General features: G+C 38.5%; 20 protein-coding genes. 8 read left to right on the plus strand and 12 right to left on the minus strand.

Annotation, left to right across the window (positions count from 1 at the left end):
* Positions 1-133: 133 nt before the first annotated feature.
* The 7 genes from IPK35_06140 to hemW all read right to left on the minus strand — a co-directional run bounded on the left by IPK35_06140 (position 134) and on the right by hemW (position 12,314).
* Positions 134-739, minus strand: a complete 606-nt coding sequence (locus IPK35_06140; GenBank protein ID MBK8052854.1) for a type IX secretion system membrane protein PorP/SprF — start codon at positions 737-739, stop codon at positions 134-136.
* The gene (locus tag IPK35_06145) at positions 715-1,044 is read right to left on the minus strand and encodes a type IX secretion system membrane protein PorP/SprF (protein ID MBK8052855.1); all 330 of its coding nucleotides are present in this window, start codon (positions 1,042-1,044) and stop codon (positions 715-717) included. Before IPK35_06145 ends, IPK35_06140 begins: the two co-directional genes overlap by 25 nt.
* Positions 1,045-1,081: 37 nt before the next feature.
* A complete protein-coding gene (locus IPK35_06150; GenBank protein MBK8052856.1) occupies positions 1,082-4,183 on the minus strand; it encodes a gliding motility-associated C-terminal domain-containing protein in 3,102 nt (1,033 codons plus the stop codon).
* Positions 4,184-5,365: 1,182 nt separating this feature from the next.
* Positions 5,366-6,700: a T9SS type A sorting domain-containing protein gene (locus tag IPK35_06155; protein ID MBK8052857.1), complete on the minus strand. Its 1,335-nt coding sequence runs from the start codon at positions 6,698-6,700 to the stop codon at positions 5,366-5,368.
* A complete protein-coding gene (locus IPK35_06160) occupies positions 6,684-9,743 on the minus strand; it encodes a hypothetical protein (GenBank protein MBK8052858.1) in 3,060 nt (1,019 codons plus the stop codon). Before IPK35_06160 ends, IPK35_06155 begins: the two co-directional genes overlap by 17 nt.
* Positions 9,744-9,876: 133 nt before the next feature.
* Complete coding sequence (locus IPK35_06165; GenBank protein MBK8052859.1) at positions 9,877-10,545, minus strand: response regulator transcription factor; 669 nt, start codon at positions 10,543-10,545, stop codon at positions 9,877-9,879.
* A 641-nt stretch (positions 10,546-11,186) separates the two neighbouring features.
* The gene (gene hemW, locus IPK35_06170; protein ID MBK8052860.1) at positions 11,187-12,314 is read right to left on the minus strand and encodes a radical SAM family heme chaperone HemW; all 1,128 of its coding nucleotides are present in this window, start codon (positions 12,312-12,314) and stop codon (positions 11,187-11,189) included.
* Between hemW and IPK35_06175 the strand changes: the two genes are divergently transcribed.
* From IPK35_06175 to IPK35_06185, 3 genes are all read left to right on the plus strand, one after another.
* A complete protein-coding gene (locus IPK35_06175; protein MBK8052861.1) occupies positions 12,294-14,147 on the plus strand; it encodes a hypothetical protein in 1,854 nt (617 codons plus the stop codon). The two genes, hemW and IPK35_06175, sit on opposite strands and share 21 nt — an antisense overlap.
* Before the next feature lie 132 nt (positions 14,148-14,279).
* The gene (locus tag IPK35_06180) at positions 14,280-14,756 is read left to right on the plus strand and encodes an Rpn family recombination-promoting nuclease/putative transposase (protein MBK8052862.1); all 477 of its coding nucleotides are present in this window, start codon (positions 14,280-14,282) and stop codon (positions 14,754-14,756) included.
* 29 nt (positions 14,757-14,785) lie between these two features.
* Entirely contained in the window at positions 14,786-15,229 is a 444-nt protein-coding gene (locus IPK35_06185) for a hypothetical protein (GenBank protein MBK8052863.1), read from the plus strand.
* A 112-nt stretch (positions 15,230-15,341) separates the two neighbouring features.
* Here the strand turns inward: IPK35_06185 and IPK35_06190 are convergent, their stop codons facing one another.
* Positions 15,342-15,914, minus strand: a complete 573-nt coding sequence (locus IPK35_06190; protein ID MBK8052864.1) for a biopolymer transporter ExbD — start codon at positions 15,912-15,914, stop codon at positions 15,342-15,344.
* Between the two features lie 360 nt (positions 15,915-16,274).
* On the opposite strand from IPK35_06190, the gene IPK35_06195 reads away from it, so the two are divergent.
* From IPK35_06195 to IPK35_06210, 4 genes are read left to right on the plus strand one after another with little or no spacing between them, the layout of a single operon-like run.
* Positions 16,275-17,153: a prephenate dehydratase gene (locus IPK35_06195; protein MBK8052865.1), complete on the plus strand. Its 879-nt coding sequence runs from the start codon at positions 16,275-16,277 to the stop codon at positions 17,151-17,153.
* Entirely contained in the window at positions 17,150-18,346 is a 1,197-nt protein-coding gene (locus tag IPK35_06200; GenBank protein ID MBK8052866.1) for an aminotransferase class I/II-fold pyridoxal phosphate-dependent enzyme, read from the plus strand. The genes IPK35_06195 and IPK35_06200 overlap by 4 nt, the downstream gene beginning before the upstream one ends.
* The gene (locus IPK35_06205) at positions 18,346-19,185 is read left to right on the plus strand and encodes a prephenate dehydrogenase (GenBank protein MBK8052867.1); all 840 of its coding nucleotides are present in this window, start codon (positions 18,346-18,348) and stop codon (positions 19,183-19,185) included. Before IPK35_06200 ends, IPK35_06205 begins: the two co-directional genes overlap by 1 nt.
* A gap of 39 nt (positions 19,186-19,224) precedes the next feature.
* Positions 19,225-20,286, plus strand: a complete 1,062-nt coding sequence (locus IPK35_06210) for a bifunctional 3-deoxy-7-phosphoheptulonate synthase/chorismate mutase type II (protein ID MBK8052868.1) — start codon at positions 19,225-19,227, stop codon at positions 20,284-20,286.
* A 111-nt stretch (positions 20,287-20,397) separates the two neighbouring features.
* Here the strand turns inward: IPK35_06210 and IPK35_06215 are convergent, their stop codons facing one another.
* Positions 20,398-21,315, minus strand: a complete 918-nt coding sequence (locus IPK35_06215) for a bifunctional hydroxymethylpyrimidine kinase/phosphomethylpyrimidine kinase (GenBank protein ID MBK8052869.1) — start codon at positions 21,313-21,315, stop codon at positions 20,398-20,400.
* Between the two features lie 133 nt (positions 21,316-21,448).
* Here IPK35_06215 and IPK35_06220 point away from each other — a divergent pair, with 133 nt between their 5' ends.
* Positions 21,449-22,024: a peptidylprolyl isomerase gene (locus tag IPK35_06220; GenBank protein MBK8052870.1), complete on the plus strand. Its 576-nt coding sequence runs from the start codon at positions 21,449-21,451 to the stop codon at positions 22,022-22,024.
* A gap of 25 nt (positions 22,025-22,049) precedes the next feature.
* Here the strand turns inward: IPK35_06220 and ccsA are convergent, their stop codons facing one another.
* The 3 genes from ccsA to IPK35_06235 all read right to left on the minus strand — a co-directional run bounded on the left by ccsA (position 22,050) and on the right by IPK35_06235 (position 26,146).
* Entirely contained in the window at positions 22,050-22,709 is a 660-nt protein-coding gene (gene ccsA / locus IPK35_06225) for a cytochrome c biogenesis protein CcsA (protein MBK8052871.1), read from the minus strand.
* Positions 22,710-23,166: 457 nt separating this feature from the next.
* Positions 23,167-23,823 carry a heme exporter protein CcmB gene (locus IPK35_06230; protein MBK8052872.1) on the minus strand — a complete coding sequence of 219 codons (657 nt, stop codon included), beginning with the start codon at positions 23,821-23,823 and terminating at the stop codon, positions 23,167-23,169.
* A gap of 520 nt (positions 23,824-24,343) precedes the next feature.
* Complete coding sequence (locus IPK35_06235; protein ID MBK8052873.1) at positions 24,344-26,146, minus strand: acyl-CoA dehydrogenase family protein; 1,803 nt, start codon at positions 26,144-26,146, stop codon at positions 24,344-24,346.
* Positions 26,147-26,161 lie beyond the last annotated feature (15 nt).

The raw sequence follows: 26,161 nt of genomic DNA on the forward strand, positions 1-26,161 counted from the left end.
TAATAATGCTCCTATTAAGATCCTTAAAAGTATGTTTACATTTTTGTGTTTGAGCGAAAGTTTAAACATACTCTAAACAAAAACGGCCGATATATTCTATCAGCCGTTTTTGTATTTTTATTTTTAATAATATTTATTTACCTGCAAAATTAATAGCAAGGGTCAATTCATGAGAGCCATTGTTATAATCCTGTAAAGGATTGGAAGAAGTGTTGTAAGAATAATAAAAATTCAGTTTTTCCACTTTTGTTCCGATCAAAAATCCAAGTCTTTTATCTGCTCCCAGCGTATAATTGACACCTGCAAGCAGTTTGTCTTGCAAAAAACCAAAATTTAAATTGAGATCTATATGTGTTGGAACATTGGCCAGTTTTTTCACAATAAGATTTGGAGTCATAGTGATATCTTGCTGAATATTCAGTTTGTACCCAAACTGGAGGATAAAACCCAGTTCTCTGTCAGAACTTGTACTATCAATATCACTGATACGTGCACTTACAGCTGATGGTAAGGTAATGCCATATGTCATTCTATCCATGTAGATACCATATACACCAAATGATGCATCAAAATATGTTGCTCCTTCCAAAGCGCGTATTAGTAATGGATCGGAAGGATCTGCATTTCCAAGTCCACTCAGACCATGTTTGATATATTCTCCGGAGATACCAAAACCTACTTGGTTGGTTTCTGACTTTATCATATAGCTCAATCCTACGGCGCCTTTTGTTGTTTCCAAAGCACCAAATCTATGGACAATATATTGACGCCAAGTCCCAAGCCATTGCCTACAGGTCCATTGTATGACAAAGTAAATGTCTGAGGAGCACCATCTATGCCTGACCACTTATTTCTATAATTCCCAAGTATCTGATGTTGATTTGTATGACCAAAAGCTCCGGGGTTGATCAGTTGGGGCATCAGATTTGCCTGGGTATAGATGTACCTTTCATCAAAATATCTTGTCTGCCCGGATGCGTATGCAATTATAAAAAATAATGCAGCTATGGTGTATATTGATTTTAGCATATTTTTTGTTTTCATTATCTTTTCTATTAAATTCGATAATTTATATATTTTTTTAGTTTTTCAGAATGGTAACAGTGCCTTTATGTACTTCTCTCAATCCTTGTCCGAGAGTAACATTCAAAACCCAAATATATGAACCTTCCGGCAATGGTGAATTTGAAGCATTCGTACCTTGCCAGGTGTTTTTGTAATTTGTCTCAAAATACACTTGTTTGCCCCATCGGTCAAAGATGGTAAGATCTCCATTATATCGGTCCATACAATTTATTTCAAACAAATCATTTTTCCTATCACCATTTGGTGTCATGATTGTTGAAGCTATAAAACAATTACCAGGATTGCCACAATCTACTACCTGAATATTTGTAAGGCGCAATTGACACTTATTGGCATCTGTGATCCTGACATTATAAAATCCCTGAGCCAGGTTTTCAGCGACATTGTCAGTGTCATTAAATCCATCCCAAACAAATGCATAATTTCCGGCACCGGTATTGTTCATCACAATTTCTATTTTTCCGGTACTCTTTACTTTGTCCGTACAATCTATTTTTTCTACTGCTGCAAGTTTAGTCGGTTGAGTAATTACTATTGGGCTGGATGTAATTGTTCCTTTACTATTAGATAATTCAATAGTATAAGTACCAGATGCCAAACCTGTAAATTTGAAATCAACACCTGTAACCTGAATATTTCTTTCAATACTAGACCCCAATTTTAATAATGCAGTGATCGGGAATGTGCCTTCAGAAAGCTTTGCTGTAATCTCACCGTTGGCATCGCCAAAACATGCTACTCCAAATCCTGAAAACGATGATGAAACAGATGCAGACCCAATTTTGGGAGCAATAACTTCCGCAGATTTTATTGCTATATTGATTCCGGTACGTGCGGCTGTACAGCCATTGGCATCTGTTACTGTCACATTGTAGGCTCCTACCTTAAGGCTGGAAGCTTCCAGTGTTCCTGTAGAATTTCCATCAGGAATAGTAATTGGCCCTGACCATATTGCTTTATAAGGTGATGTACCACCGCTTATTGCGAGTGTTATTTTTCCATCTGCAGCAGTGGCTGTAGATGCATCTACCGTGCCTGTGAGGGCTACTGCTACTTCACTTGGCTCAGTCACTGTTACTGTATGTGTTTTGCTTTGGGCACCATCTCCCACCGTTACTGTATATGTTCCGGCTTTCAGGTTTTTAGGATTAGCTCCTGTAAGTCCGCCTGTCCAGCTATATGTGATAGTAGGGCAACCTCCTGCAATGTTGATTTGAATTTCACCATCTGACCCACCTTTACATTTTATATTTTTTACTGTTGAAGTCACATTGAGTTCACTGACATTTTTTGATACGGTAAATGTAGCAGTGGCGGTACAGTTTTTAGCGTCAGATACTGTAACACTATAAGTTCCTTCATTGAGATTTGTAGGATTACCGGTATTGGTAAGTACAGGATTCCAGGTATATTTTAAGGTTCCGCTTCCACCTGAAGTAGCTGTAATGTTGATAGATCCTTTAAGGCCACACCCTTCATTGGTGACAACACCTGCATTGGGTATCACTATCTGTGATGGTACATTTACTATATTGAAAGTATTTGAAGCTTTACATCCTTTTGAATCAGTCACCGTCACTAAATAAGTTCCGGGATTAAGATTTACTGGATTTGCAATATTTCCCTGATCAGGGCTCCATGCATATATAAAACCGCCATTGCCTCCTGTAACTCCTTTCAGGTCTATCGCCCCTTTATCGTCGCACTGTGCATTTTTGATCACATTTGCTGTGGGTATGGTGATGACAGCTGGTTGATTTACAGTAGCAGTTCCGGTACAGCACATAGTATTATTGAAAGTTACTTCATACGTATATACTCCTGCGCCTACAGCAGAAAGATTGGTACCTGAAGCAACCGGTGCTGAAGCTTTCACCACTGTGCCTGATGCATTTTTCCAAACTATATTATGACCTGTAGTAGACCCTGTCACAGATAAGGCGACTGCCCCGTCTGTTGCCCCATTACAGCTTACATTGGTGATGGTGCCCAGAGTACATGTAGCGTTACAACCTGCCTGAGTAGTACAAGTTACCGAACCACCTACACCCTGACTGACGAGTTGCACATTTCCCTCCCCGACAACATCTGGTGTGGCAGTAATATTTACTGATGCAGAAGCAACGCACTGCTTTATTTTGAAGCAAATCCTGAATATCTTGTGTCCATCAGCTTTTGTAAAAGCGTTTCCTGACCCCAGCCATTGCATGGTGAGGCTATTGGTTGTATTATTAAAATTTCCTGAAGTCAGCATCTCAAGATCATAATTATCTGTCCTTACAAACTCCAACTGATCAGCATTCCATCCAAATTTTACTGTAGCACCGGTTACTTTTGTAAATTTCTCCACTGCTACATCTACACAAACTGTTTCATTGGTCTGACCATTGACAGTGCCTACCCGGAAGACAGTTGCTCCAGCAGGCGGTACTGATGTAATGTTTACTTTACCAAATGTGTAACACAATGGCACTTTTTCTCCTTTATCATTTGTCCATTCAGGAAAATCAGGGTTGCCCCTCACATCGATACAAGCAGTCTGACCTGAAGAGCCTACTATTTTGTAACACAATTCAAAAATTACTGTATTTTCATTCAGTGTCACAGGAACACCGCTTGACCAGACGACAGTTACCCTCCCCGGTACTGCAGTATTGAAATTTTCAACTGTAAAATTAGGTAATCCACCAGTAGTTGGGACTTTAATTTCTGTAAACTGAAGAAGTGCTGTATTCCATGTGATTCTTCCTTGCCCACCTTCGATTTTTGTGAAGTTCTTAACAGTGATAGGCACACATACGGTCTTATCTTTTTCACCAGAGACCGTACCTCCTATGAAAGTCAAGTTGCTGGCATTGGTACAGGTAGGACTGACACAATTATCCACAGGGCCGCCCCCATCAGATTTTATAGTGACTTTACCTTTCACATTACTTATAGAATTGAATTCGGTAAGATTTTTTAATACATAATTTTCTTTTCTTGGTGTAGAAGACACAAAAACTTCTGATGAAGTACCTTTGGCACCTATTGCTTTAAATTTAATGGAAAATAATCTGGTATTCCCTGGCCAAAGTCTTACCTGCCAAAGTACCATCGTCCCATTGAAATGTAATTTGACCTTTTTTCACAGCAGCTCCATTAGAGTACAAATGTTGGAAATACTAAAACCTGTTAACGAGCTTGTAACATTGGAAAAATTGACAAACTCAAGTTTTGTGGTGTCATAATTGATGGAATATGCCAAGGCAACCAAGTCAGTAAAATTATTGATTGTGACATCAACACGACTGCTTGGCATTTTGATCCTACTCCACTGATGAAATATTGATAGAAAGCTGAGAGTAAACTGAGCTTTTATTCCCAATAAAACTAAAGTAACTGAAACTAACAAAATTTTTCCTCATATTGGAATGATTTGATTTTTAAAAACTTTATGCATATTTTATGCAAACTTGATGCAAAATTAAGCAATAATTTATATTTTTTGATATGGTATTTATTAAACGCCCAAATCTTGCTGATAATCTGGCAAAAAGTAAAATAGATTACAAATAATTGGACACATTTTCAATGTAATAATATCACAAATTTTTGGAAATCTTACTCTCATCGAGAATGTAAATATCACATAGATGTATTACAAAAAGCAAGCCAAAAAATTGAATATCGGCTCAAAAGGTGGGAAACTGTCGGATTTTTAACAAAAAGATGTTTGAAAAGTTTTAAAAAGAAAAAAAATGTGTTTTTTTTGGGCCCATTTTATGGTTTTCCCCCCTTTGGGGGGGGGGGAGGTGGGTGGGAAAGAAAGTGGGGGGGGGTTTTTTCTCTAAAGGGGGGGGGACCCAAAACGGGGGGGGGGGGGGATGTGGGGGGGGGGAAAAAAAAAAAAAAAAATTTATTTAATTGAAATTGATTATAATAAAAAAAATAAAAAAAATTTTTTTTTTTTGTTTTAAATTTTTTTTTTTTTTGGTGGGAAAAATGTTTGGTTGGGTGGGGGGGGGGGGGGGGGGGGTTTTTTTTTTTTTTTTTTGTTTTTTTTTTGTTTTGGTTTTGGTTTGGTTGGGTTTTTTTTGGGGGGTGTGGGTGGTTGGGGGGGGTGTTGTGGGGGGGCGGCGGGGTTGGGTTTGTTTTTGATTTTTTTTTTTGGGGGGGGGGGGGTTTTTTTTTTTTTTTTTTGGTTTTTTTTTTTTTTATTTAGGTATAAATAAAAAAGCCTGACTACCTGGATCGGCAGTCAGACTCTTTTGAATATTTTTGTTCAACAATTTTAAATCTACTTACTCAGATAAATCATTTTTTTGGTTGCTTTCACACCTTTACTTTCCAGCTCGTAGAACATCACTCCCTGGGCATTTATTTCTTCGGAATTGATGATGACTTCATTTCTGCCTTTTGCATACTCTTTGGAGTAGGACTTCAACACTTTACCTGTGATATCGTAGATAGTAAGTGTTGCTGGACCTGCTTCAGGTAGATTGAAGCTGATAGTTGTATTGGTTGTGAATGGATTCGGATTATTTTGTCCCAATGTGAAAACCTTATCTCCGACCTTAGCTGTTCGGATATTCAGATTCATCTTTGCTTCACCAAGTTCAGTTGTGTAAGCTTCGGCTTTAGTGATATCAGATGACATTGAAACAGTTTTATTAATTGTGTTATTCGTAGTTGCTCTGAACTCTATGCTAAAGAGAACCTTATCATCTGATACTGTCATGCCATTGAAATCATTCCAACTGAAAGCAATCTTTCCATCATGTGCTGCAAGTGTATTGATATTGTCATTGCCCATGACCATGGCACCTGAAATCAAATCTGCATACTCAAGTGCTGATGCATCAAAGTTAAGCGTCCACTGGGCTCCGGTGATATTGGTAAAGTTGTCAGAGGTGAAATCAACTCGTACCTTTTGACCTGGCATAAACTCTTTATTATCCACCTGAAGTGTCAGTGCTTTGTTTCTGTTTTCAGTTTTTGTACTATTGGCATTGACAACTACAGAACCATTGATATCACCAGTTTTGATACCCATGAAGTGATTGTCCAATGAGGATGAACTCATACTCGGTAGCGTGATATACTCATTGATATTCCACGGATTGTTAGGATCAGTGATCGGAGATGACTTGTCTATAAATCTCCATGATGTGTTATTCGGCAATGAAGCATATATACCCAGGATCAGTTTTCTCAATTCTACCAAGTCACCTGCAGTGATTTTGTTATCTCTGTTTACATCAGCAGCTATATACTTGTAAGGAGAATTCAACTTTTCGATATCAAGTATATGTCTCTGCATCATGACCAGGTCAAGTGTGGATACTCCATTGAGATGATCGTCATTTTTTGCAGGTATGATGTTATATCCTTTTCCTGTTTTCATATCTCCAAACTCAAACCTGCCTGACTGATCGGTCACTATGGAAGTAGTTTCCTGACTCTCCATGTGGCGCAATGTCACATTGACATCTCTGATCATTTCATTCCTGTCTGTACTGATGTCACCAGCTATTCTGTTACCAGGTGAAGATCCAGCACATGCTGAGTTTTTCTGAATGATCAAGGTCACATCACAGAAATCAAAGTTGTTTGCCTCATCCCACACATACATTTTCAGGGTACGATGGATGGTATCTTTTCCTGCTGGAAAATCGGAACATCTGAATCGTATAGCAGATGAACAGCTTGAATGCCAACCAGGTTTGATTTGATGTAGGTGCCGAACCGGGCACAAACCCATTGAATGTAAACCTGAGACCACAACCTGTCACAGGACAATTGTCAAATGAACCCCTGTCAAAGTCCTTAGCCCAGATTTCTATGTCACCGGATGAAGGCATAACGACAGTAGTCAACTGTGACAAGCAGTATGGTGTTGGTTTCTTGTTGTCAGGAACCAGAAAGGTGTATGTGCTCGTAGTATCGTTACCACATTGATCTTCCACAGTCCATGATATATGGTAATTACCCACAGGGAATAAACCTGATGCATCGTTATTTGTTCCTGTTTTATATACTGTTCCTGTGGAATTTTCTCTTCTGACTGTATATGACCACTTTAAATCTTTACTACAGTCAGTAGCAGAATTGACTATGGTATCATATCGTGTACAGTCATTTCTGGTATAAGGCTCCAGTTTTGGCAATGGATTGGCCATCTTTGGCTTTGCTGTATCCGATACCTTGATGACTTGAGTATAAGTCCATGAATTTACTTGAGGAGTAGGAATTCTTGGATATTCACTTCCATCTGGTTTTTGATTTGATGCAAACTTACACCAGTCGATCACAGTCCATTTTCTCAGTATTTTGTAGCAAACACCATCTACAAACGGAAATACCTGATCTTCGTAAGTATATGCCACCTGACTGCACTGTCTGTTGCCTAAGTCTGGAGTACCTGTTTTTGATGGGTCAGTTTCAGAATTTTTGCAATCTTTAAGTGAAAGAGATCTGTCTTCCAGATTTTTCCACACAGGTCCACCACCGATCAATACAGGTCCATTATAAGGCGTCATATTTCTTACTGTGATAGTCTGAGTGCATGAATGAGTCCTTCCTCCTCCATCTCTTACTGTAAATGTCTTTGTAAGTACACCCTGACCGCAGTTATCCAGTTTGCCGGAGGTGCTGTAAGACCAGGTAGGATTTGGACAATTATCAGTATAATATGGTGTCGATAGTGGTGTAGCTGAAAACACCGGTCTTTCAGAAACTAGCAATGAAGTATCTGCTCCGCAGTCGATGGTTTTATCAGCAGGACACTTGATAAATGGTGGTACTTTGTCTTGAGTGGTTACATTGACCATACAAGTATTGACATTGCCAAACCGGTCTGTGACTCTCAGCTGTACCATGACTTGCCTGCCTACATCGGCACAACAGAATCTTACAAAGTCACCAAAACCATCACTGCCTGGGTCAGTAAAACCTGTAGGTACAGTGTATGGTGGCGTAGTACCAGCGCAAGAGCCATCTCTTTTGACATGATAGATGACATCCGTACAGTTGTCATGTGAGCCGTCATCAAATGTTTCAGCAAAAATGATCGCTTCTCCATTGTTGGTCAATGTAACCACTGTAAATTCATCACATACAGGTACAGGTGGAGTAGTATCAAATACATCAACTTCTGTTCTTGCTTCAGTGCTTGTATTATCACATGCATCAGTTACTATATATTGTATCCATGTTCTTCCTAGAGGCAATCCTACAATGGTGAAATTAGGATAGGTACCTGTCACTTGTATGTTTCCATCTTGTGATACAAAAGGTACATCATCGCCTGGATCATTACCTAAATGGTCTGCCTTTTTAATTTTTACAGTCCAAGTTGTTGCATTACAATCACTGATTGTTTTTGGTGGTCTTACTGTCCATGTACCAGTACAAGAATATGGATCAGCAGATATAATACCCGCTACTAAAATACCAGGAGCTAGTGAAGATGTTAAATCTTCTGGAGCAGTTACTTCTGGAGCCTTATCATCTACAACTTTTATGACTTGATGACCTGTTTTTATCAAACCAGAACACCAGTCTAAAATAGTCCATGCTCTTAAGACTTTGAAACTTTTAGGACAGATGTCTAATTTAGTATCACTATATGCAGTATTTATTTTACATAAATTATTAGAACCTATAAAAGGGTTGTAGAATGTGTCGATTCTGAAATTCTGAACTTCTCCAGTGGTTGCTCCACATGATGTTTGCCAAGAAACAGTCGCAATGTTATTGCCAACTAAATTTCCACTTGTACATTGCGGTAATGCAGCATTAAAGGATGGACCAGTACCAACTCTATAACCTAGAATATAACCAGATATATTATCATTATTTCTTACAAACGGAGCGCCTGTTTCTGCAGGATCTGGATACCCGTTACCGTTTGTGTCCCAACTTGCTTGAGGAGCAACATCTGCACCAGTAGGACTTACTCTATAGTTATTCCAAGCCCAAGCGCCATTACATTCAAGTACTGGTCTATGACCAGGCAAGCCGTCATAATTTTTAGGTATATGGACACTATCAAGAGTTATCCTCCTATAGTACACCGTTCTTCTGCATATTTCAGAAAGGTTGCCTACAGAGTCTCTGGCCTGATATCTGATATGCCTGATAGCACGATAATATGATGCACAGCTCTGGTCAATGGTGCTGTCAGAAAGCACAGAAACCCAATCACCGGGTAATGAACCGCGACAATTGTCAGTAGCAACAGGTTTTGAAATGACCCTCTCATCATAACACCCTAAAGTATCTACAGGAGGACAAGTAATCACAGGTGCTAGTTTATCCTCAATTTTGATTTTGCCCCAGCACGAGTTCGCTCCGTAGCGGATCCTTACTGTAAGTGTCTGGCCAATGTTGGCCCTTGTCACTCTGGGCGAGGTAGACAAAATCTGACCATTGACACCTAGTACTTCTACTACTGCTGTGGAGCAAGTAATAATCTCGCCTTCCAGCATCATTTCATACGTGATCGTAACATCACAGTCTTCATCCATAGATACCTGGACCAGGTTGTTACATGCCAGAGGGCATTGAGCCTGAAGCCCAGAGTACCAGATCGTCAGCAAGGCTGACAGCATACTCATTTTGATAAACCTACCAAAACCGATGCGTTTTGTAAATGTAAATTTCTCCGATTTCATGAGATAATTTGATTTTTAATTATAAACAAAAAATGATTCCAAAATTATCTCAGACTTACTGTCGGGATGACTAATGCAAAAGTGTGGCAAGGGGATGCCTTATGTTACTGTTTCTTTTTATACCTACCAAAAACTATACCAATTGATGATCGATTGAGAATTTTATCAGATTCACCGTATTATTGACACCAAGTTTTTTCATGATGCTCTTTCTGTGCGCTGATACTGTCTGATCACTTATATAAAGCTCTTGTGCTATGACTTTATTATTTTTAAACTGAACTATGTGTGCTAAGATTTCTTTTTCTCTGGACGTCAATTTTTGCTTGAGCAAAAATCTGTCTTCTATCATTCTCCTTTTTTCAGGAAGGACTTGTTTTTTATTTTTATCCAACTGAGGCGCCAACCTGATGCCTTCTGCCATATAAGTCTTGCCGTCCAGTACCTGATCTATGCACTGAGCCAACTCAAGCGAATGATTGGTCTTTAATACATATCCATCTACTCCGTTTATAAATGCCTCCCTGACTAAATGCGGTTCGCCATAATTACTCAGAATGATGATACGTACATTGGGTTGATTCTTTTTAAGTTCTGATATAAAAGAAGATCCATTGTTTTCTATCATTGCCAACTCGAGGATCAAAAGGTCGATAGGCATTTCTATCATCTTATTCAATTCCTCATAACTGTATGCTATTCCTACTATCTTTAAAAAATTTATTTTCAGCTCGTTTAAGATTGCTTTAATGCCTTCTGTAAACATCTTTTGATGGTCTGCAAGTACAGTTCTCGTTGCCATGTGTGTAAAATGATAAACGGTTATAAAAAAATAAAAATTCGTTTAGACTCTTGTCCGTGTATGTAAATACCAATTTGTATGCCATATTTTTAGGATGAACAAAAAACAGAAACAAAGCAAACAAACTTCCAAAAATTGATTTATTTAAATTTTTAGTTACAACACTGATTATAACTATTTTTACAAATTACTGATAATTTTAATATGTTTTTATGATTTTTATTTTTTTTTTCAGTTTATTTTTTACTCAAATAAGTTTGTATCACAAATAGAATAAAGAAGTGTAATTTTGCAAACATATTTCCACAAAACATCTCCAAAATTTTGCAAACATTTATCTGCATGATGAATCAATCATGTTAATCAAGGAGCCTAATAAAATTGAAACTAATCACTGCTTGTTACCTATCAGTTTTACCACTAAATCCCAAAATTTGCATTGATTAACAAATTTTGAAAAGATTCAGGAGAAATAATTTAGGCCTTCCTGGCCGGCTTGCCGAATTCCTAGAACCCACCAGTTTTGGGGTCCTTAAATCGCTCACCAGTCCTCCTACGTCGGCTTAGTGGTCGAATGGCTTCGGAATCGCTCACCAGTCCTCCTACGTCGGCTTAGTGGTCGAATGTTTTATTTTTAACAGTTATTCCATAAAAAACAAATCCATGGCAACCTGATCTGCAAAATGTTTTCCTTTATGGGTAAGTATATAGCTTTTAGCCTCAGGGGAGATCATCTCTTTCTCAGTAAGATTTCTGACTTCAGATAAAAAGTAGCTTTGTATCTCTTCTCCAAAAGTCCGAACAACATCAGAGTCAATGCCCCACATAGTTCTTACAGAAGTCATGATGTATTCATTGTACTTCATGGCGATGCTGAGATCCTCTGTCTCGGACTTATAGGCAGGATCTTGAAGTGCATCAATATACTTCTTATTGTGTGATATATTCCAGCATCGTGATGCGCCATCATATGAATGAGCCGATGGTCCAATACCGATATAATGACTACCTAACCAATAGTTGCTATTGTGCACTGCAAGATAACCTGGCTTTGCAAAGTTTGAAATCTCATAATGGAGAAATCCTTTTTCATCCAGTGTTTTCATCAATATGTCAAACTGATTTACAGCTTTTTGTTGATGCGGAGGTGCTGTTTTATTTTTGGCGATAAAATGATGTAAAGCCGTATTTTCTTCTACAGTAAGGCAATACGCTGAAATATGAGGAACATCCAGCCGTAGAGCCCGATCTATATTGTCACACCACATCTCATCTGTGGTAGTCGGAGCTCCATAGATCAGATCAATGGTGATATTGTCATAGCCGGCATCCTGAGCGATTTTTACCGAGCTTTGAGCTTCAGAAGCCGAGTGAGCCCTGTTCATCCATTGCAAATCTGTATCAAAAAACGACTGAATGCCTATAGAAAGCCTGTTGACACCCGTTTTTCTAAAATCATCAAGGCTCTGCTGGTTTATGTCATCCGGATTGGCTTCAAGAGTGATTTCTGCACCTGCACGGACAGCATAGACTGAATGGATGGCTTCAAAAATTCTTTCAAGATCCATCACTTTTAAGAGACTGGGTGTACCACCGCCAAAGTAAATGGAATCCAATGTCTTATTGGAAAGATAATTTTTACGTAATTCTATCTCTTTACAGATAGCCTCTATCATATCATCTTTTAATCTGAGAGAAGTCGAAAAATGAAAATTGCAATAATGACAAGCCTTTTTACAAAAAGGAATATGAATATATATACCAGACATGTTGTATTTTCGTTATTTCATATTGACTTTGGTAGTGTCATGAAGGAAAGTGAAAGACATATTATAATATTTTCAAATGCAAAGATAGTCATTATCTTTTGTCTGATGATATTATTTACCAATGCGTACGGGCAAAAACAGATATACCTTACTTTCTATGAAACAGATGATCATGGAAACAAAACTACCATGGATCATACAAAAACGGACTCTGTCAAAAACACTTCTATAATAAGAGATTACATCCTTAAACTCCAATCTGCAGGATTTTTCCAAGCTCATATGGATACCTTACTTTGCAAAAATGACAGTTGCATTGCTGATATTTACAAAGGTCGACAGTACGCCATTGGATCTGTGAAGCTGACCGAAGAGCAAAAGTCTATCATTGAAGCCAGCGGCTTAAAGAGAATCAAGCTGGCAGAAAAAAAAGTGGACACTACAATACTTTATCAATACCTGAAATCACTGATCTCCCACGAAGTCAATAATGGACATCCGTTTGCCATTGCAAGATTTGATTCTATCAGGTTTTCTGAAGATAAACTGCATACTACTCTGAAGCTGGACAGAGGCAGGAAAATATATTTTGATTCTATAGTTCTGGAAGGAAGGTTGCGTATCAATAGTAAGTATATGAGAAGGCTTCTGGACATAAATGAAGGAGCACTCTATTCTCAGGATAAAGTAACAAAGGTAAATAAAAGGATTGCCGATCTTCCATTTGTTCAGCAGCGGTCATCACCATTTGTCAGATTTATAAATGATAAGGCTTCCGTGATCATCTCGCCGGACCCAAAACCAGCAAGCAGATTCGATTTTCTGATAGGCGTATTGCCGCAAATAGTCAACGGAGTCCGAAAATGGAACATCACAGGCGACTTTACTGCGGAACTCAATAATATCCTGGATCAGGGTGAGTATACATTTTTCCAGTTCAAGCGACTCAAAACTGAAAACCTCGAGCTATTAGCAAAATCCAATATACCTTATCTGGCAGGCCTACCAGTAGGAAGCCATCTGGATTTCAGGCTATTCAAAAATGGAAATAATAATCTCGATATCTATTTTGATGGCGGCACACAATATCTTTTCGGAGGATTTAACCATCTGAAACTATACGGAAGTTACAGATCTTCTGTTCTGCTTGAAGTAAACACTCAACAAATAGAAAATTCCGGTCGGCTACCTCAAAGCTTAGATGTGACTTATACAGGTGTCGGATCTGGACTCAATTTGCGTGATCTGGACTACCGGTTCAATCCATCTTCGGGATATGATGCGCAGATCAATTTTGTCGCAGGGACAAAAAAGATCTTAAAAAACAGGCAAATCGTAGATTTGGAAGGTTTTGAAAATAGTTATGACACTTTACAATTGAAAACACTGCAACTTGAGTTGGATATTGCAGCTGCATATTATGTACCGATAAAAAAATGGGCAGCTGTTAAGACTGGACTCACCGGAGCATTGAGGTACAATCAACAGTCACTAAGACCCAATGAACTACTCCGAATCGGCGGTAACAAAACCCTTCGTGGATTTGATGAAGAAAGTATATTTGCCGATAAGTATTTTTTTGGCACTATCGAATTCAGAATCTTATTTGATCAGAACTCTTACCTGACGATTCCATTTTTTGACATCGGAATGGTCAATACCATCAATGATGGAAATTCAGTAAGTGATTTTGTTTTTGGAACGGGTATGGGTCTTAATTTTGGAACTACTGCCGGCATATTTAATCTTTCATTTGCAGCTGGAAAAAACTCCGGTAATCCTTTGGACTTCAGTAAGATGAAAATCCACTTCGGTTATGTCAATTTGTTTTGAAAGCTTTTTTAAAGTCTATGTTTGGCTAAAAGTGTTGAAAATTTAATCATAAGCTAAATACGAAAAAAAGTGCAAATAATTGCATTATATTTGCACCGAATCTATCATCTCAACAAATCAATTATTCTTCTGATGTTTGATGACATACAAAATTTTCATGATAAAATCATCAAAGAGACATTCTCCAAACCTGCCTTGGCCAAAGAGTATTTTCGTCAATTACTGCCTGAAAAATTGAAAGAGTTGATCGATATAGAATCCATGACTATAGAAAATGGATCATATCTTACCGATGACATGAGAGAATATTTTGCCGATCTGCTTTTTAAGTTCAAACTAAAGGAGAAAGGAGAAAAATTGGTCATTTCACTTTTGTTTGAACATAAGGCAAACCCTGATAAACATGTATTAATTCAAATCGGACACTATATTTTCTCTCAATGGGTGAAAGAATTGAGAAATAAACAAAAAATAATTCCTATAGTCCCAATGATTTATTATCAAGGGAAAAAAGAATGGGAAGTGCCAAAAATAACAAACCTCTTTAATGCGTACCCTGAAGAAATTCTGAAATATTTACCTACATTTGACTATATCTTTTTGCTATAAACACACTAACAAAACAACAGCTGGATGAAGTGACAGATGTGATGCTAATGATTGCCCTCGCAGGTCATAATCCAAACATGGACCTTGTTTCTCTAATAAATAAACTAAATGATATCAAGTCTCTTAAGCGCATTGATGAATCAGACAGGAACTTTATAAAACATATATTTGTTTACAAACTGTGGACTTCTAAAACAAACAAAAAAGAAGTATTATCATTAGTAAAATCACTTCCAACACCTATAAACCATGATATTATGAGTACATACGATGCTATAAAAAAAGAAGGAAAACTTGAAGGAAAACTTGAAGGAAAGCTTGAAGGAAAACTTGAAGGGAAGCTTGAAGGGAAACTTGAAGCAAAATTGGAAATGATATTTGCTATGTCAAATGATGGTTTTGATACAGTTCGTATTGCTAAAATAGTAAAAATGTCACCAGAGGAAGTAAGTGATATTATAAATAAAAGGTAAGGCAAATAAAAAAATTCACATTTAACAAAGTCCAACCATTCTTTAACTTTGTCTCAGAGATTTATACTTCTGTTAGAATTAAATTCTACTTTCAATAGGAATGATGTGCAAGTCAATACTCCTGTCCAAATGCTCTCTGTTCAGCTTCAGAAATCACCAGGGGGAAATCCTTTTTTATAGCTTCCGATTGGTAAGGCAAAAGATCAGCTAAGGTTTTTCCAAATCTGGCTATTGCAATTTCTTCCCACAGTTCATTGTAGGCGGCTTTAATTTCATTGTACACTTGTATGTACATTTCATACTTTGTTCCCCTGTCATTTTGAAGGGATACTATGGCCATATCAGGCTGCTCCGCAAGACTGGATTTATTACCAGGATTGACTATAAATGTTATTATTTCATCTTTAAGGAATTTTAACTCCAAATTTTTCCCTTCTGCAAGCAGTTGATTTTCTGCATTAATTTTTACAGTAAATACATTTCTTTCTTTAATAGCTAAAGATTTCTGCTGATCCGGCATATAAGGTGGAAGTTTGACGAGAAGACCCTTATCATTCAAAATAGTCGTAGCCACTAAAAAAAATATCAATAAAAGAAAAGCAATATCAGCAGTTGAACCCGCATTGATGTCCTTTGTAAAACTTCTTTCTGATGCTTTTTTTGAAAATCTGAATGTTTTGCTCATTTTAAAATCATTTTAAGAAACGTATAAAATTTTTGTTTGCTATAATCTAAGATGACCTCCATCTCAGATTTGGTGTTTCATTTTATAAATTTTTGCTTATAAGGTGATCAATGTTGGCCATAATTTGATTTTTTCTTAAAAAACATTGCAAAAATTTTGTTGAAACAAATAATACAGATAAGTTTGCGGCATGAATCGTATGCATTCCACATTTGCCGGCTTTTATTTTTGCTACTTTTATTTCTGTGAGATGAAGTAACAGAGCCTTTATTGTAAATGTGTCATTATAAAATCAAGGAGTTCTGTTACAAAAACAGGCTCCTTTTTTAATTTTATCAAAATGGAAAATTTAAAATATAGATGGAATCGGATAAAATACTAAAAGTAGCAATCCAGGGTTATGAAGGATCTTTCCATGATGTGGCGGCAAGAAGATATTGGCCTTATCAAAAATTAGAATTGATACCGGCGGACTCTTTTGATATTCTGGGGCAAATGGTAAAAAACGGTGAGGCAGACATTGCTGTCATGGCCATAGAAAATTCCATTGCCGGATCGATTCTTCAAAATTACCGCATCCTCAGGGAAAATGACTTTTGGGTTTCAGGTGATATTTATTTGAGGATCAAACACAATTTACTTGCTGTAAAAGGTGCATCTTTACATGACATCAGACAAGTAGCCTCTCACCCTATGGCTATCAACCAATGCAGACAATTTTTAGGGCAATACCATGACTGGAAATTGATCGAATCCGAAGATACCGCGCTCAGTGCCAAGCATATAGCAGATAAAAATAAAAAATCCAAAGCTTGTATCGCCAGTACACAAGCTGCAGAAATCTATAATCTGGACATTCTGGCACCCGGTATAGAAACTAATAAGACCAACTATACAAGATTTTTTATCGTCAACAAACTCAAAACTGAAATAGCCCCGGACGCAGACAAAGTCTCAGTTTATATCAGAATTCCGGACAAAAAAGGACAACTGCTGAAAGTGTTGCAAGTCATCGAAGATCACAATCTCAATATGAGCAAACTTCAGTCTTTTCCTGTGATAGGCAGCTTCAGAGAGTATTTTTTTCATATAGATATCGAGTTTGATCATATATCCCAATATCTCGGACTGAAAGATGACCTCATCAACCTCACATTTGAGTATGAAGAAACCGGCATTTACAAAAGAGCTGACATAACTTCCATTCTTGAAAAACAACAAAATCAACTCACTCCATGATAGCACCTGCTCAAAGACTGAATGATGTAACCACTTACTATTTTGCCCGCAAACTGGCTGAAATAGATCAAATGAACAAAGATGGTGGCCCTCTGGTGCTCAATCTTGGCATAGGGAGTCCCGATTTGATGCCTCCTCAGGTTGTTATTGACACACTTAATCAAGCTCTTCTGACACCTGATGCACACAAATACCAGTCGTACAAAGGCATTCCTGCCCTGCGCAAAGCTTTTGCTCAATGGTATAAGATGCACTTTGATATTGATATCAATAGCGAAACACAGATATTGCCTTTGTTGGGATCGAAAGAAGGAGTGATGCATGCCAGTATGGCTTTTATCAATCCCGGAGATCAGGTGTTAGTACCGGATCCCGGATATCCATCATACGCAATGTGTACCAGGCTTGCAGGTGGGACACCTGTTTCGATGCCACTGGAAGAGCATCTCGGATGGAAACCAGATCTCGATAAGCTCGAAAGTCAGGACTTGAGCAAGGTGAAAATGATGTGGGTCAACTACCCGAATATGCCTACCGGAGCAACAGCTGATATCCGGTTTTTTAATCAGCTGGTAGCTTTTGCGAAAAGAAATAACATCTTGATATGTCATGACAATCCATATACTTTTATCCTGAATGATCATCCACTTAGTATTTTTAATGCTGAAGGTGCCGAGGATTGCGCTATCGAATTGGTTTCTCTTAGCAAATGTTACAATATGGCAGGCTGGAGGGTGGGTGCTTTTGTAGGTCCAAAATCAAGTATAGATACTATCATGACATTCAAGAGCAATATGGATTCAGGAATGTTTAAGCCTGTACAGGAAGCAGCAGCTGTGGCATTGTCACTGGGCAAAGATTGGATTGACGATCTCAATTCAAGATATCAGGAAAGAAAAGATGCTGCCTGCAATATCATGACGGAGCTGGATCTTGAATACAGCCGGGATGGAGCAGGACTGTTTGTATGGGGAAAAATTAAGGATCCGGATCTTGATTCTGAATCTTTGGCCAATAAGATCCTGTATGATACCCGGGTTTTTATCACGCCGGGACACATTTTCGGACCTCATGGCGACAAGTATCTCCGTATATCATTGTGCAGTTCTAAAGAAGATATGCTTGCCGCTTTGTACAGGATTCAGACTGGATTCCAGATAGAAACTATCTCATCAGCAGAAAAAAACCATTAATGAAGATTACAGTAATAGGGCTGGGCTTGATAGGCGGGTCGATAGCAAAAGATCTCAAATCACAACTCAATGTTGATGTTTGGGGTGTGGATGCTTCTGAAGATCACATGAAGCAAGCATTGGAATTGGGATTGGTCCATTCCTTGGCGGATCTAGAATCCGGAATAAAAGATGCTGATATGATTATCATTTCTATTCCCGTAAACAAAATAGAAGGACTCCTGCCCCGGGTGTTGGATCAAATAAGTGATAAAACCACCGTCATAGATGTAGGGTCTACCAAGGATGATATTTGCAAAACCGTATCCAAACACTCCAACAGGAAAAGATTTGTGGCAGCTCATCCATTGGCTGGTACGGAGTTTTCAGGCCCCACAGCAGCCATGAAAGGTCTTTTTCAAAATAAAAAAAATATCATTTGTGAAAAAGAAAAATCTGCACCCGACGCATTGGATTCTGCCTTAAGACTGTTTGAAAGTCTCGGTATGACTACCACATTTATGTCTCCTAAGGAGCATGACAAACACCTGGCATATGTCTCTCATCTTTCACATGTAAGCTCTTTTATGCTTGGCCTGACGGTTTTGGACATAGAAAAAGATGAAAAACAGATTTTTGATCTTGCTGGTACGGGATTTGCAAGTACAGTAAGGTTGGCAAAAAGTAATCCTTACACATGGTCGGCCATATTTAATAAAAACCGAAAATTTCTTCTGGAAGCATTGGACAGTTATATCTTACATCTTCAAAACTTCAGAAATCATATTGACACCAAAAATGTAGAAGCCATCGAGCAGTTGATGGCAGAAAGCAATAAAATAAAACGTATATTACAATAATCAATTAATTTTAAAATCACTAATAAGAATCAAAATAACATGAATTGGATGAACAATGGAAAAAGGCCTGTTTTGATAGCAGGACCTTGTAGTGCCGAGACTGAAGAACAAGTCATACAGACGGCAACAAGACTTTTCAGAACTGGAAAAGTTGACATCCTGAGAGCAGGAATATGGAAACCGCGTACACGTCCAGGCGCATTTGAAGGTATCGGAACAAAAGGACTTCCGTGGTTGCAAAAAGCCAAAGAACTTACCGGCCTTCCGGTAGCAGTAGAAGTGGCCAAAGCATCGCACGTAGAGCGCTGCTTGGAGTTCGGTATAGACATTTTATGGATTGGTGCACGAACCACTGTCAACCCTTTTGCTGTACAGGAAGTAGCTGATGCACTCAAAGGAGTAGATATACCGGTACTCCTTAAAAATCCTATCAATCCAGATCTGTCTTTGTGGCTCGGAGGTATGGAGAGACTTCAGAACTCAGGACTTACCAGATTAGGAGCTATCCATCGCGGTTTCTCATTTTCCGGTGAGAAGATCTATAGAAACAGACCTCAGTGGCAAATTGCGATCGATTTCAAGACGGCTATGCCTGACATACCTATGATCAATGATCCCAGTCATATCTGTGGAAATAGAGAATTATTGTTTAAGGTAGCTCAAAAAGCGATGGATCTTGATTTTGATGGATTGATCATGGAGTCGCATATCACACCGGATACTGCCTGGAGCGATGCTGCACAACAGCTTACTCCCGAAGATTATGGCAAACTGATAGAGAGTTTGGTCATCCGTGATGATAAAAACACCGGCAAGGAAAAAACAAAACTCGACAGACTCCGTAAAGAGATAGATATGATCGATGAAGAAATCATGAATATCCTTGCTTCCAGAATGAAAATATCAAGAGAGATAGGTCAATACAAAAAAGAAAACAATATGACTATCCTCCAGAGCGAAAGATGGAAAGAAGTATTGCAGAAATACATAGATCGCGGAGCTCAAGGTGGGCTTGGTGCTGATTTTATCTCCAGAGTGATCAAATCCATCCATGACGAAAGTATCGAGCAGCAGGAGAAAGTGATGATTGGTGAAGCATAAATAATATGGAAGACTGGTGCACTTTGAGCATGATCGAGTCATGTGCATCAGTCTTTTTTGGAATAGATTCTGGTCCGTTGATATCTGACTGAGAGAAAAACCACACAGCTATCAACCCAAGTCAAAATGCATCAGTTTTTTAAATCTCTCTAACCTTCCGTTTATTTCAGGCAAAGACAGGTTTTGTAGTCTGTTGAGACTGAAATCCTCTACACAAAATGATGCCATGGCAGACCCTGCAATGATCGCCCTCTTCATATTCTCCATTGATGTATCGTCGGTTTTTGCAAGGTAACCCATCAGACCACCTGCAAAAGTATCGCCTGCACCTGTCGGATCAAAAACCTGCGCCAATGGCAATGCCGGAGCATAAAAAATATCTTCATCACAAAATAATAATGCACCGTGTTCTCCTTTTTTGATCACCAGATACTCCGGTCCCATTTGGTGTATCACTTTTGCCGCATTGACCAATGAGTGTTCTCCTGACAATTGTCGTGCTTCCTCATCATTGATCGTCAGCAGATCTATGCGCGAAATGACTTCTTTGAGTTCATCCATAGCGATGTCCATCCAGAAATTCATAGTGTCCAAGGCTATCAGTTTCTGCGTACCATCGAGCTGATCAAGGACACTTCTTTGAATAGCCGGTGTCAGATTGCCCAACATAACATACTTACTGGATTTGGCCTTTTCAGGAAGAATGGGGTCAAAATCAGCCAATACATTGAGGTCTGTCACCAGGGTATCTCTGCTGTTCATATTATTATGATATCGCCCTTCCCAAAAGAAAGATTTACCACCATCTACGATTTTCAAACCTTCTAAGTTCACACCTCGTTCTACAAGTCTTTTCAGCTCAGAATCCGGAAAATCATCTCCTACTATGGATACAAGATGAATATCATTGGTGAAGTAAGAAGCCGACCAACTGATATAAGTGCACGCACCTCCTATGACTCTTTCAGCTCTGCCAAAAGGGGTTTCTATCGTATCAAAAGCTACTGTTCCAACTGTAAGAAGACTCATTTTAATTTTAATTTTTGAGCCGCAAAGGTAAGTAAGTAAACAGTAACTTTTGTGATATTTTGGAAATTTACTTCCCGATTCTAAATCTTATATGGTATATCGTTGTATTTTCACACTTTTAAAGTCCAATATTATGAAATATTTATTTTTGTTTTGTACAATAGCTTTTCTTAGTTCCTGTTCTCAAGGTAAAAAGAGTCAAATCACATATGACGTAGGTCAGATCCAAACTCCTATGGGTGATATGCTGTTTAAATTGTCGGACCTGACACCCAATCATAAAGCCAGTTTCATAAAACTTGCCAATGAACATTATTGGGATACCCTGACATTCAACCGGGTCATCAAAGATTTTGTAATCCAGGGAGGATGTCCCGATACTCCAGAAGGCTTCAGTAAGTCACCATACCTTATCAAACCGGAATTTCATGACAGTCTCAGGCATGTCTATGGTGCAGTCGGTATAGGCCGTGATGACAACCCTGAAAAACTTTCTGCCGGATGTCAGTTTTATATAGTCCACAACAAAGAAGGAATACCAAGGTTGGATGGCAATTTCGTGATCATTGGTCAGGTATTTAAAGGATTGGAAGTACTGGATGCTATCGGCAATGTGGCTACCGACACACTTGATACACCATTAGTACCCGTTACTTTGAAGGTAAATGTGGTCAAAATGAATCAAGTGCTAATAGAACAAAATAAATAGATAATAACGCAGGGAAGCAATAACATTACTCTTGCTGCAATATCTTTTCCTTGATTCTTTCGTATCTGGTCAGTAATGCAGCCATCCATGTACCAAGCAAGATAAGGGCAATGATCGAAGGGTAAAAAAACAGTCTCAAAGTGTTATCGAGGTCCTCGCCTCCCAACGCGGGGTTGCCACCATTTCCGGGATGTAAACTATCTGTCAGCCTCGGGATGACAAACACCAGCGGGATCAGTGCCAGAAATGCAAAAATGCTGTAAGCAGCCGAAATCCGGGCTCTTTTATCATGGTCTGATGATGATCCTCTTAGCACCAGGTATGCCAAATAAATCAGCATGGCTACGGCTGTCATATTGAGTTTGACATCTGTGGTCCAGAAAGTGTTCCAAGTAAATTTTGCCCAGATAGATCCGGTGATCAATCCCAACACTCCAAACATGATAGCAATCCTATTGAAGGAGGATGATTGGATATCATGATCATATATGCCTGTTCTGAGGTATTGCACAGCATGATATAATCCCACCATCAACAACACAAACATTGCAAACCAAAGTGCGACATGGAAAAAAGTATTTCTGATAGTCTCATTGAGGATATTTCTATATGGAAACCTTACACCTGAAATAGTATTAAAATCATGCAATCCGGCACTCTGCCAATCTACTTTCTCTACAAGCATACTATCTCCGACCCGCACAAATAGTGCGTTAGGCTGTACAAAGACACCATCTTTTTCGTTGTCCATGATCAAAGTCAATGGTTGTACTCTTTCCACTCCCGGAAAAAGATCAGGAATCTTAAATGATAATTGTATATTGTTTTCTGATTCCGCTTTGATGGCTGTGGCACTTACCGCATTGATTGAATCCAACTTCAGCCATGCACGGTGATGTGTCGCAGACAAAAAATGGGTATTATATCCTGATACTGCAATGGTTATGCTATCTCCGCTATCTGCATTTCCGGGCTGTGCGCTGGTGATTCCGGGCTTTAAAGCGATGGTCATTCCACCCGCAAGGACATATAAAAAGATGATTACACCGCTCAATTTCCACCATAATCCTTTCATTCTATTGCTCATTTTTATAATTTGATAATATAAGGAAGTTCCGACTCCATTTGTAAATTTAAATGTGTTAAGACTTCCACAATGATGGGAACAACATGATCATTGCTCCAAATAAAATACTATCCACTCCCAAAAGCAAATAAACATCCTGCATCACTGCAGTATCCGTCAGCAATCTGACACTTACTGCTGAGATTTTCAATAAAAGCAGTACGATAGGAAGTACCAATGGTAAAGCTAAAATGGACATCAATGTCGAATTGCTGTTGTCGGTAGCTGATATGATCGAAACAAAAGTAAAAACCACCGAAATACCAAATATTCCAGCTAACGAACCTATAGTAAAAAGTGAGATATCCTTGACAGGGAAACCCGAAAATATTCCAAAAAATAAAAGAATGACCACAAAAATCATGGATAAAAATACAAAATTGTACAACAGCTTGGATAAAAGGAGATCTATCGGATCAAAAAGTGTATAGTAATAAAGATATGTTTCCTTTTTTTCCTGCAAAAAGCTCTTCACCACAGCATTCAAGCCAGCAAATAGCATAATAATCCATATGAGAATGGTCCATTCCCTCGGATTGATCTGATTGAAAGATTTAAATATCATAAATACTGTAGTCGCCGCAAAGAGGAATATACCACCGACAGCAAATCTCTGCCTGAACTCTACAGTGACTTCTTTAATGAAAATTTCCTTAATTTTTACAATGTTCATATCAGCCCTCAGATCCGACTCCTTGTTATGAGTTAAAGACCTGAGTCACAAAGGTAGTAGTTTTGAACAAATTTTCCTGAATAAATGGCAGACAGTGTGTATTACAAAATGCACAAATTGTAAAATCCCTTCTTTACCCTTGCTACCGAGACAAGGTAGGGATGCACACTCCTTCATTAGCCTGTAAAGCTACTCTTGAGACCGCCTATCAATGTTTCTTTTCATATCACTGTGCTCCCTTTCAGACCCTCCATGATTACAAAATATACCGACGAGAATTTATTTTTCTAAAGACGATGGGACTCATGTCTTTATTATAAAAATAATTCTGTCGCAATTATAAAGACGATAAATGTCTTTAAAGACAAGCTTCGCTTCGTCCTTACTCAAAATGAATACAATATCGCAAACCAATTTATTTTGAGTATAAAAAAAACAGCTATAAAAAACAAAGTGATCCCCAATTTTTTAACAATGGGAATCACTTTATACAATCAAAAACCACTCGCTTTCCTCTGAATCAGAAGCAATATCCTCCTGATTGGACCAGAGTATCTGCGATTTTTCTTCTGGATTCTTTAATGTTGACTAATGGGTATTTAGTAAATTTTCTTAAGCCAGATACGAATCCAGGTTGCATTTCCGGAGCAATAAATGAGGCTATGGCATCGGTAGCTTGTTTTGTGATACGACCTGTGGCATCATATATCAATGTCTCCAATATTGCATTATATACGTCAAGATTTTTTTCAGGATGATTTTCAGCAATTTTTTGTACACGCATCAATGTGCTTTCAGTATTGAATATCTCGATAATGATGTCTGCAAGGTTCATCAGGATTTCCTGCTCACCTTTCAGGTCAAGTTTTCCGGACATTGCCTGTTGTGCTGCCGAACCTAGTAGCATGATCAGTATTTTCTTAAAATTATTTACAGCAGTCCATTCCTGCGCATACGCTCCCTCAAAGCTAAACTCAGGAGCTGTGCCATTGATGAGTTCATCCTGAACTTTCATGCCTGGTGTCATCAGGTCAAGCTCGCCTTTCATTGCACTTTTGAGGATTGTACTAAGGATAACCATACGATTGATCTCATTTGTACCTTCAAATATTCTGTTGATCCTCGAGTCTCTGTATGCTCTTGCTACAGAACCTTCTTCAGAGTATCCCATGCCACCGAAGATTTGCACTGCTTCATCTACTACATAGTCGAGGGTTTCAGACCCGATTACTTTTATGATTGAGCATTCAAGGGCATACTCTTCAGCAGCATCGCGTTTTGCCTGTGGAAAGTCCTTTCCGGTTTCCAGAAATTCATGTTCTGCTTCCTGAATGAGTTGGGCTGTGCGGTATATTGCTGACTCCGTGTAGAAAATTTTTATAGCTTGCTCTGCCAGTTTATACTGTATAGCACCAAAAGATGCAATGGGTTTTTTAAATTGTTCTCTTTCCAATGCATATTTGAGTGATTCGTCAGCTACTTTTTTGCAACCACCAAGGCATGAAGCACCTAACTTAAATCTACCTGTGTTCAGCACATTAAATGCTATCAAATGGCCCTTTCCAATTTCTCCAAGAAGATTTTCAACAGGTACTTTTACATTTTCCATAAATACCTGTCTCGTAGAAGATCCTTTGATACCCAGCTTTTTTTCCTCAGCACCAAGAGTAAAACCTTCCATTCCTTTTTCCAGAAGAAATCCAGTAAACTTATTGCCATCCACCTGTGCAAATACTGTAAACAAATCAGCAAATCCGGCATTGGTGATCCACATCTTCTGACCGTTGAGGATATAATGTGTGCCCTCTGCATTCAGTACGGCTGTAGATTTTGCGGCAAGTGCATCTGATCCGCTTGATGGTTCTGTGAGACAGTAACTCGCCTTCAGCTCTCCGGTGATAAGTTTGGGAAGGTATTTTGTCTTCTGCTCATCTGTACCATAATACAGAATCGGTAGCATGCCTATACCTGTATGAGCATTGTAACTTACAGAAAACGAACCTGAAGGGCCTACTTCTTCGCCGATGAGTGTATTAGTGATATAATCCAAGTGGCTTCCGCCATACTCCTCAGGCATATGAGTACCCAATAGTCCCAAAGATGCAAATATATCCAGACGTGAAGGTATCAATCCCTCTTCCAGCTTTTCAATACGTTCTGTATGCGGCCAAATATCTTGTTCAACAAAAGTTTTTACAGTTTCTTTGATCATGAGCTGCTCCTCATTAAATTCTTCAGGTATGAACATCTCCATGTGTGAAGAATTTTTTACAAGGAATTCACCGCCTTTCAATACTTTTTTTTCTGTTAATGTTGCTGACATTTTATGTGAGTTTTA

This window comes from Saprospiraceae bacterium (assembly GCA_016713025.1).
Lineage (GTDB): Bacteria > Bacteroidota > Bacteroidia > Chitinophagales > Saprospiraceae > OLB9.

What these genes read in the sequence shown, in the direction of transcription:
- IPK35_06165 (MBK8052859.1), bottom strand. Translation starts at nt 10,545, where the DNA reads ATGGCAACGAGAACTGTACTTGCAGACCATCAAAAGATGTTTACAGAA.
- IPK35_06150 (MBK8052856.1), bottom strand. Translation starts at nt 4,183, where the DNA reads ATGGTACTTTGGCAGGTAAGACTTTGGCCAGGGAATACCAGATTATTT.
- IPK35_06210 (MBK8052868.1), top strand. Translation starts at nt 19,225, where the DNA reads ATGAATTGGATGAACAATGGAAAAAGGCCTGTTTTGATAGCAGGACCT.
- IPK35_06180 (MBK8052862.1), top strand. Translation starts at nt 14,280, where the DNA reads ATGTTTGATGACATACAAAATTTTCATGATAAAATCATCAAAGAGACA.
- IPK35_06215 (MBK8052869.1), bottom strand. Translation starts at nt 21,315, where the DNA reads ATGAGTCTTCTTACAGTTGGAACAGTAGCTTTTGATACGATAGAAACC.
- IPK35_06205 (MBK8052867.1), top strand. Translation starts at nt 18,346, where the DNA reads ATGAAGATTACAGTAATAGGGCTGGGCTTGATAGGCGGGTCGATAGCA.
- IPK35_06155 (MBK8052857.1), bottom strand. Translation starts at nt 6,700, where the DNA reads ATGTATGTGTGGGATGAGGCAAACAACTTTGATTTCTGTGATGTGACC.
- IPK35_06235 (MBK8052873.1), bottom strand. Translation starts at nt 26,146, where the DNA reads ATGTCAGCAACATTAACAGAAAAAAAAGTATTGAAAGGCGGTGAATTC.
- hemW (MBK8052860.1), bottom strand. Translation starts at nt 12,314, where the DNA reads ATGTCTGGTATATATATTCATATTCCTTTTTGTAAAAAGGCTTGTCAT.
- IPK35_06175 (MBK8052861.1), top strand. Translation starts at nt 12,294, where the DNA reads ATGAATATATATACCAGACATGTTGTATTTTCGTTATTTCATATTGAC.
- ccsA (MBK8052871.1), bottom strand. Translation starts at nt 22,709, where the DNA reads ATGCTTGTAGAGAAAGTAGATTGGCAGAGTGCCGGATTGCATGATTTT.
- IPK35_06145 (MBK8052855.1), bottom strand. Translation starts at nt 1,044, where the DNA reads ATGAAAACAAAAAATATGCTAAAATCAATATACACCATAGCTGCATTA.
- IPK35_06190 (MBK8052864.1), bottom strand. Translation starts at nt 15,914, where the DNA reads ATGAGCAAAACATTCAGATTTTCAAAAAAAGCATCAGAAAGAAGTTTT.
- IPK35_06230 (MBK8052872.1), bottom strand. Translation starts at nt 23,823, where the DNA reads ATGAACATTGTAAAAATTAAGGAAATTTTCATTAAAGAAGTCACTGTA.
- IPK35_06195 (MBK8052865.1), top strand. Translation starts at nt 16,275, where the DNA reads ATGGAATCGGATAAAATACTAAAAGTAGCAATCCAGGGTTATGAAGGA.
- IPK35_06160 (MBK8052858.1), bottom strand. Translation starts at nt 9,743, where the DNA reads ATGAAATCGGAGAAATTTACATTTACAAAACGCATCGGTTTTGGTAGG.
- IPK35_06200 (MBK8052866.1), top strand. Translation starts at nt 17,150, where the DNA reads ATGATAGCACCTGCTCAAAGACTGAATGATGTAACCACTTACTATTTT.
- IPK35_06220 (MBK8052870.1), top strand. Translation starts at nt 21,449, where the DNA reads ATGAAATATTTATTTTTGTTTTGTACAATAGCTTTTCTTAGTTCCTGT.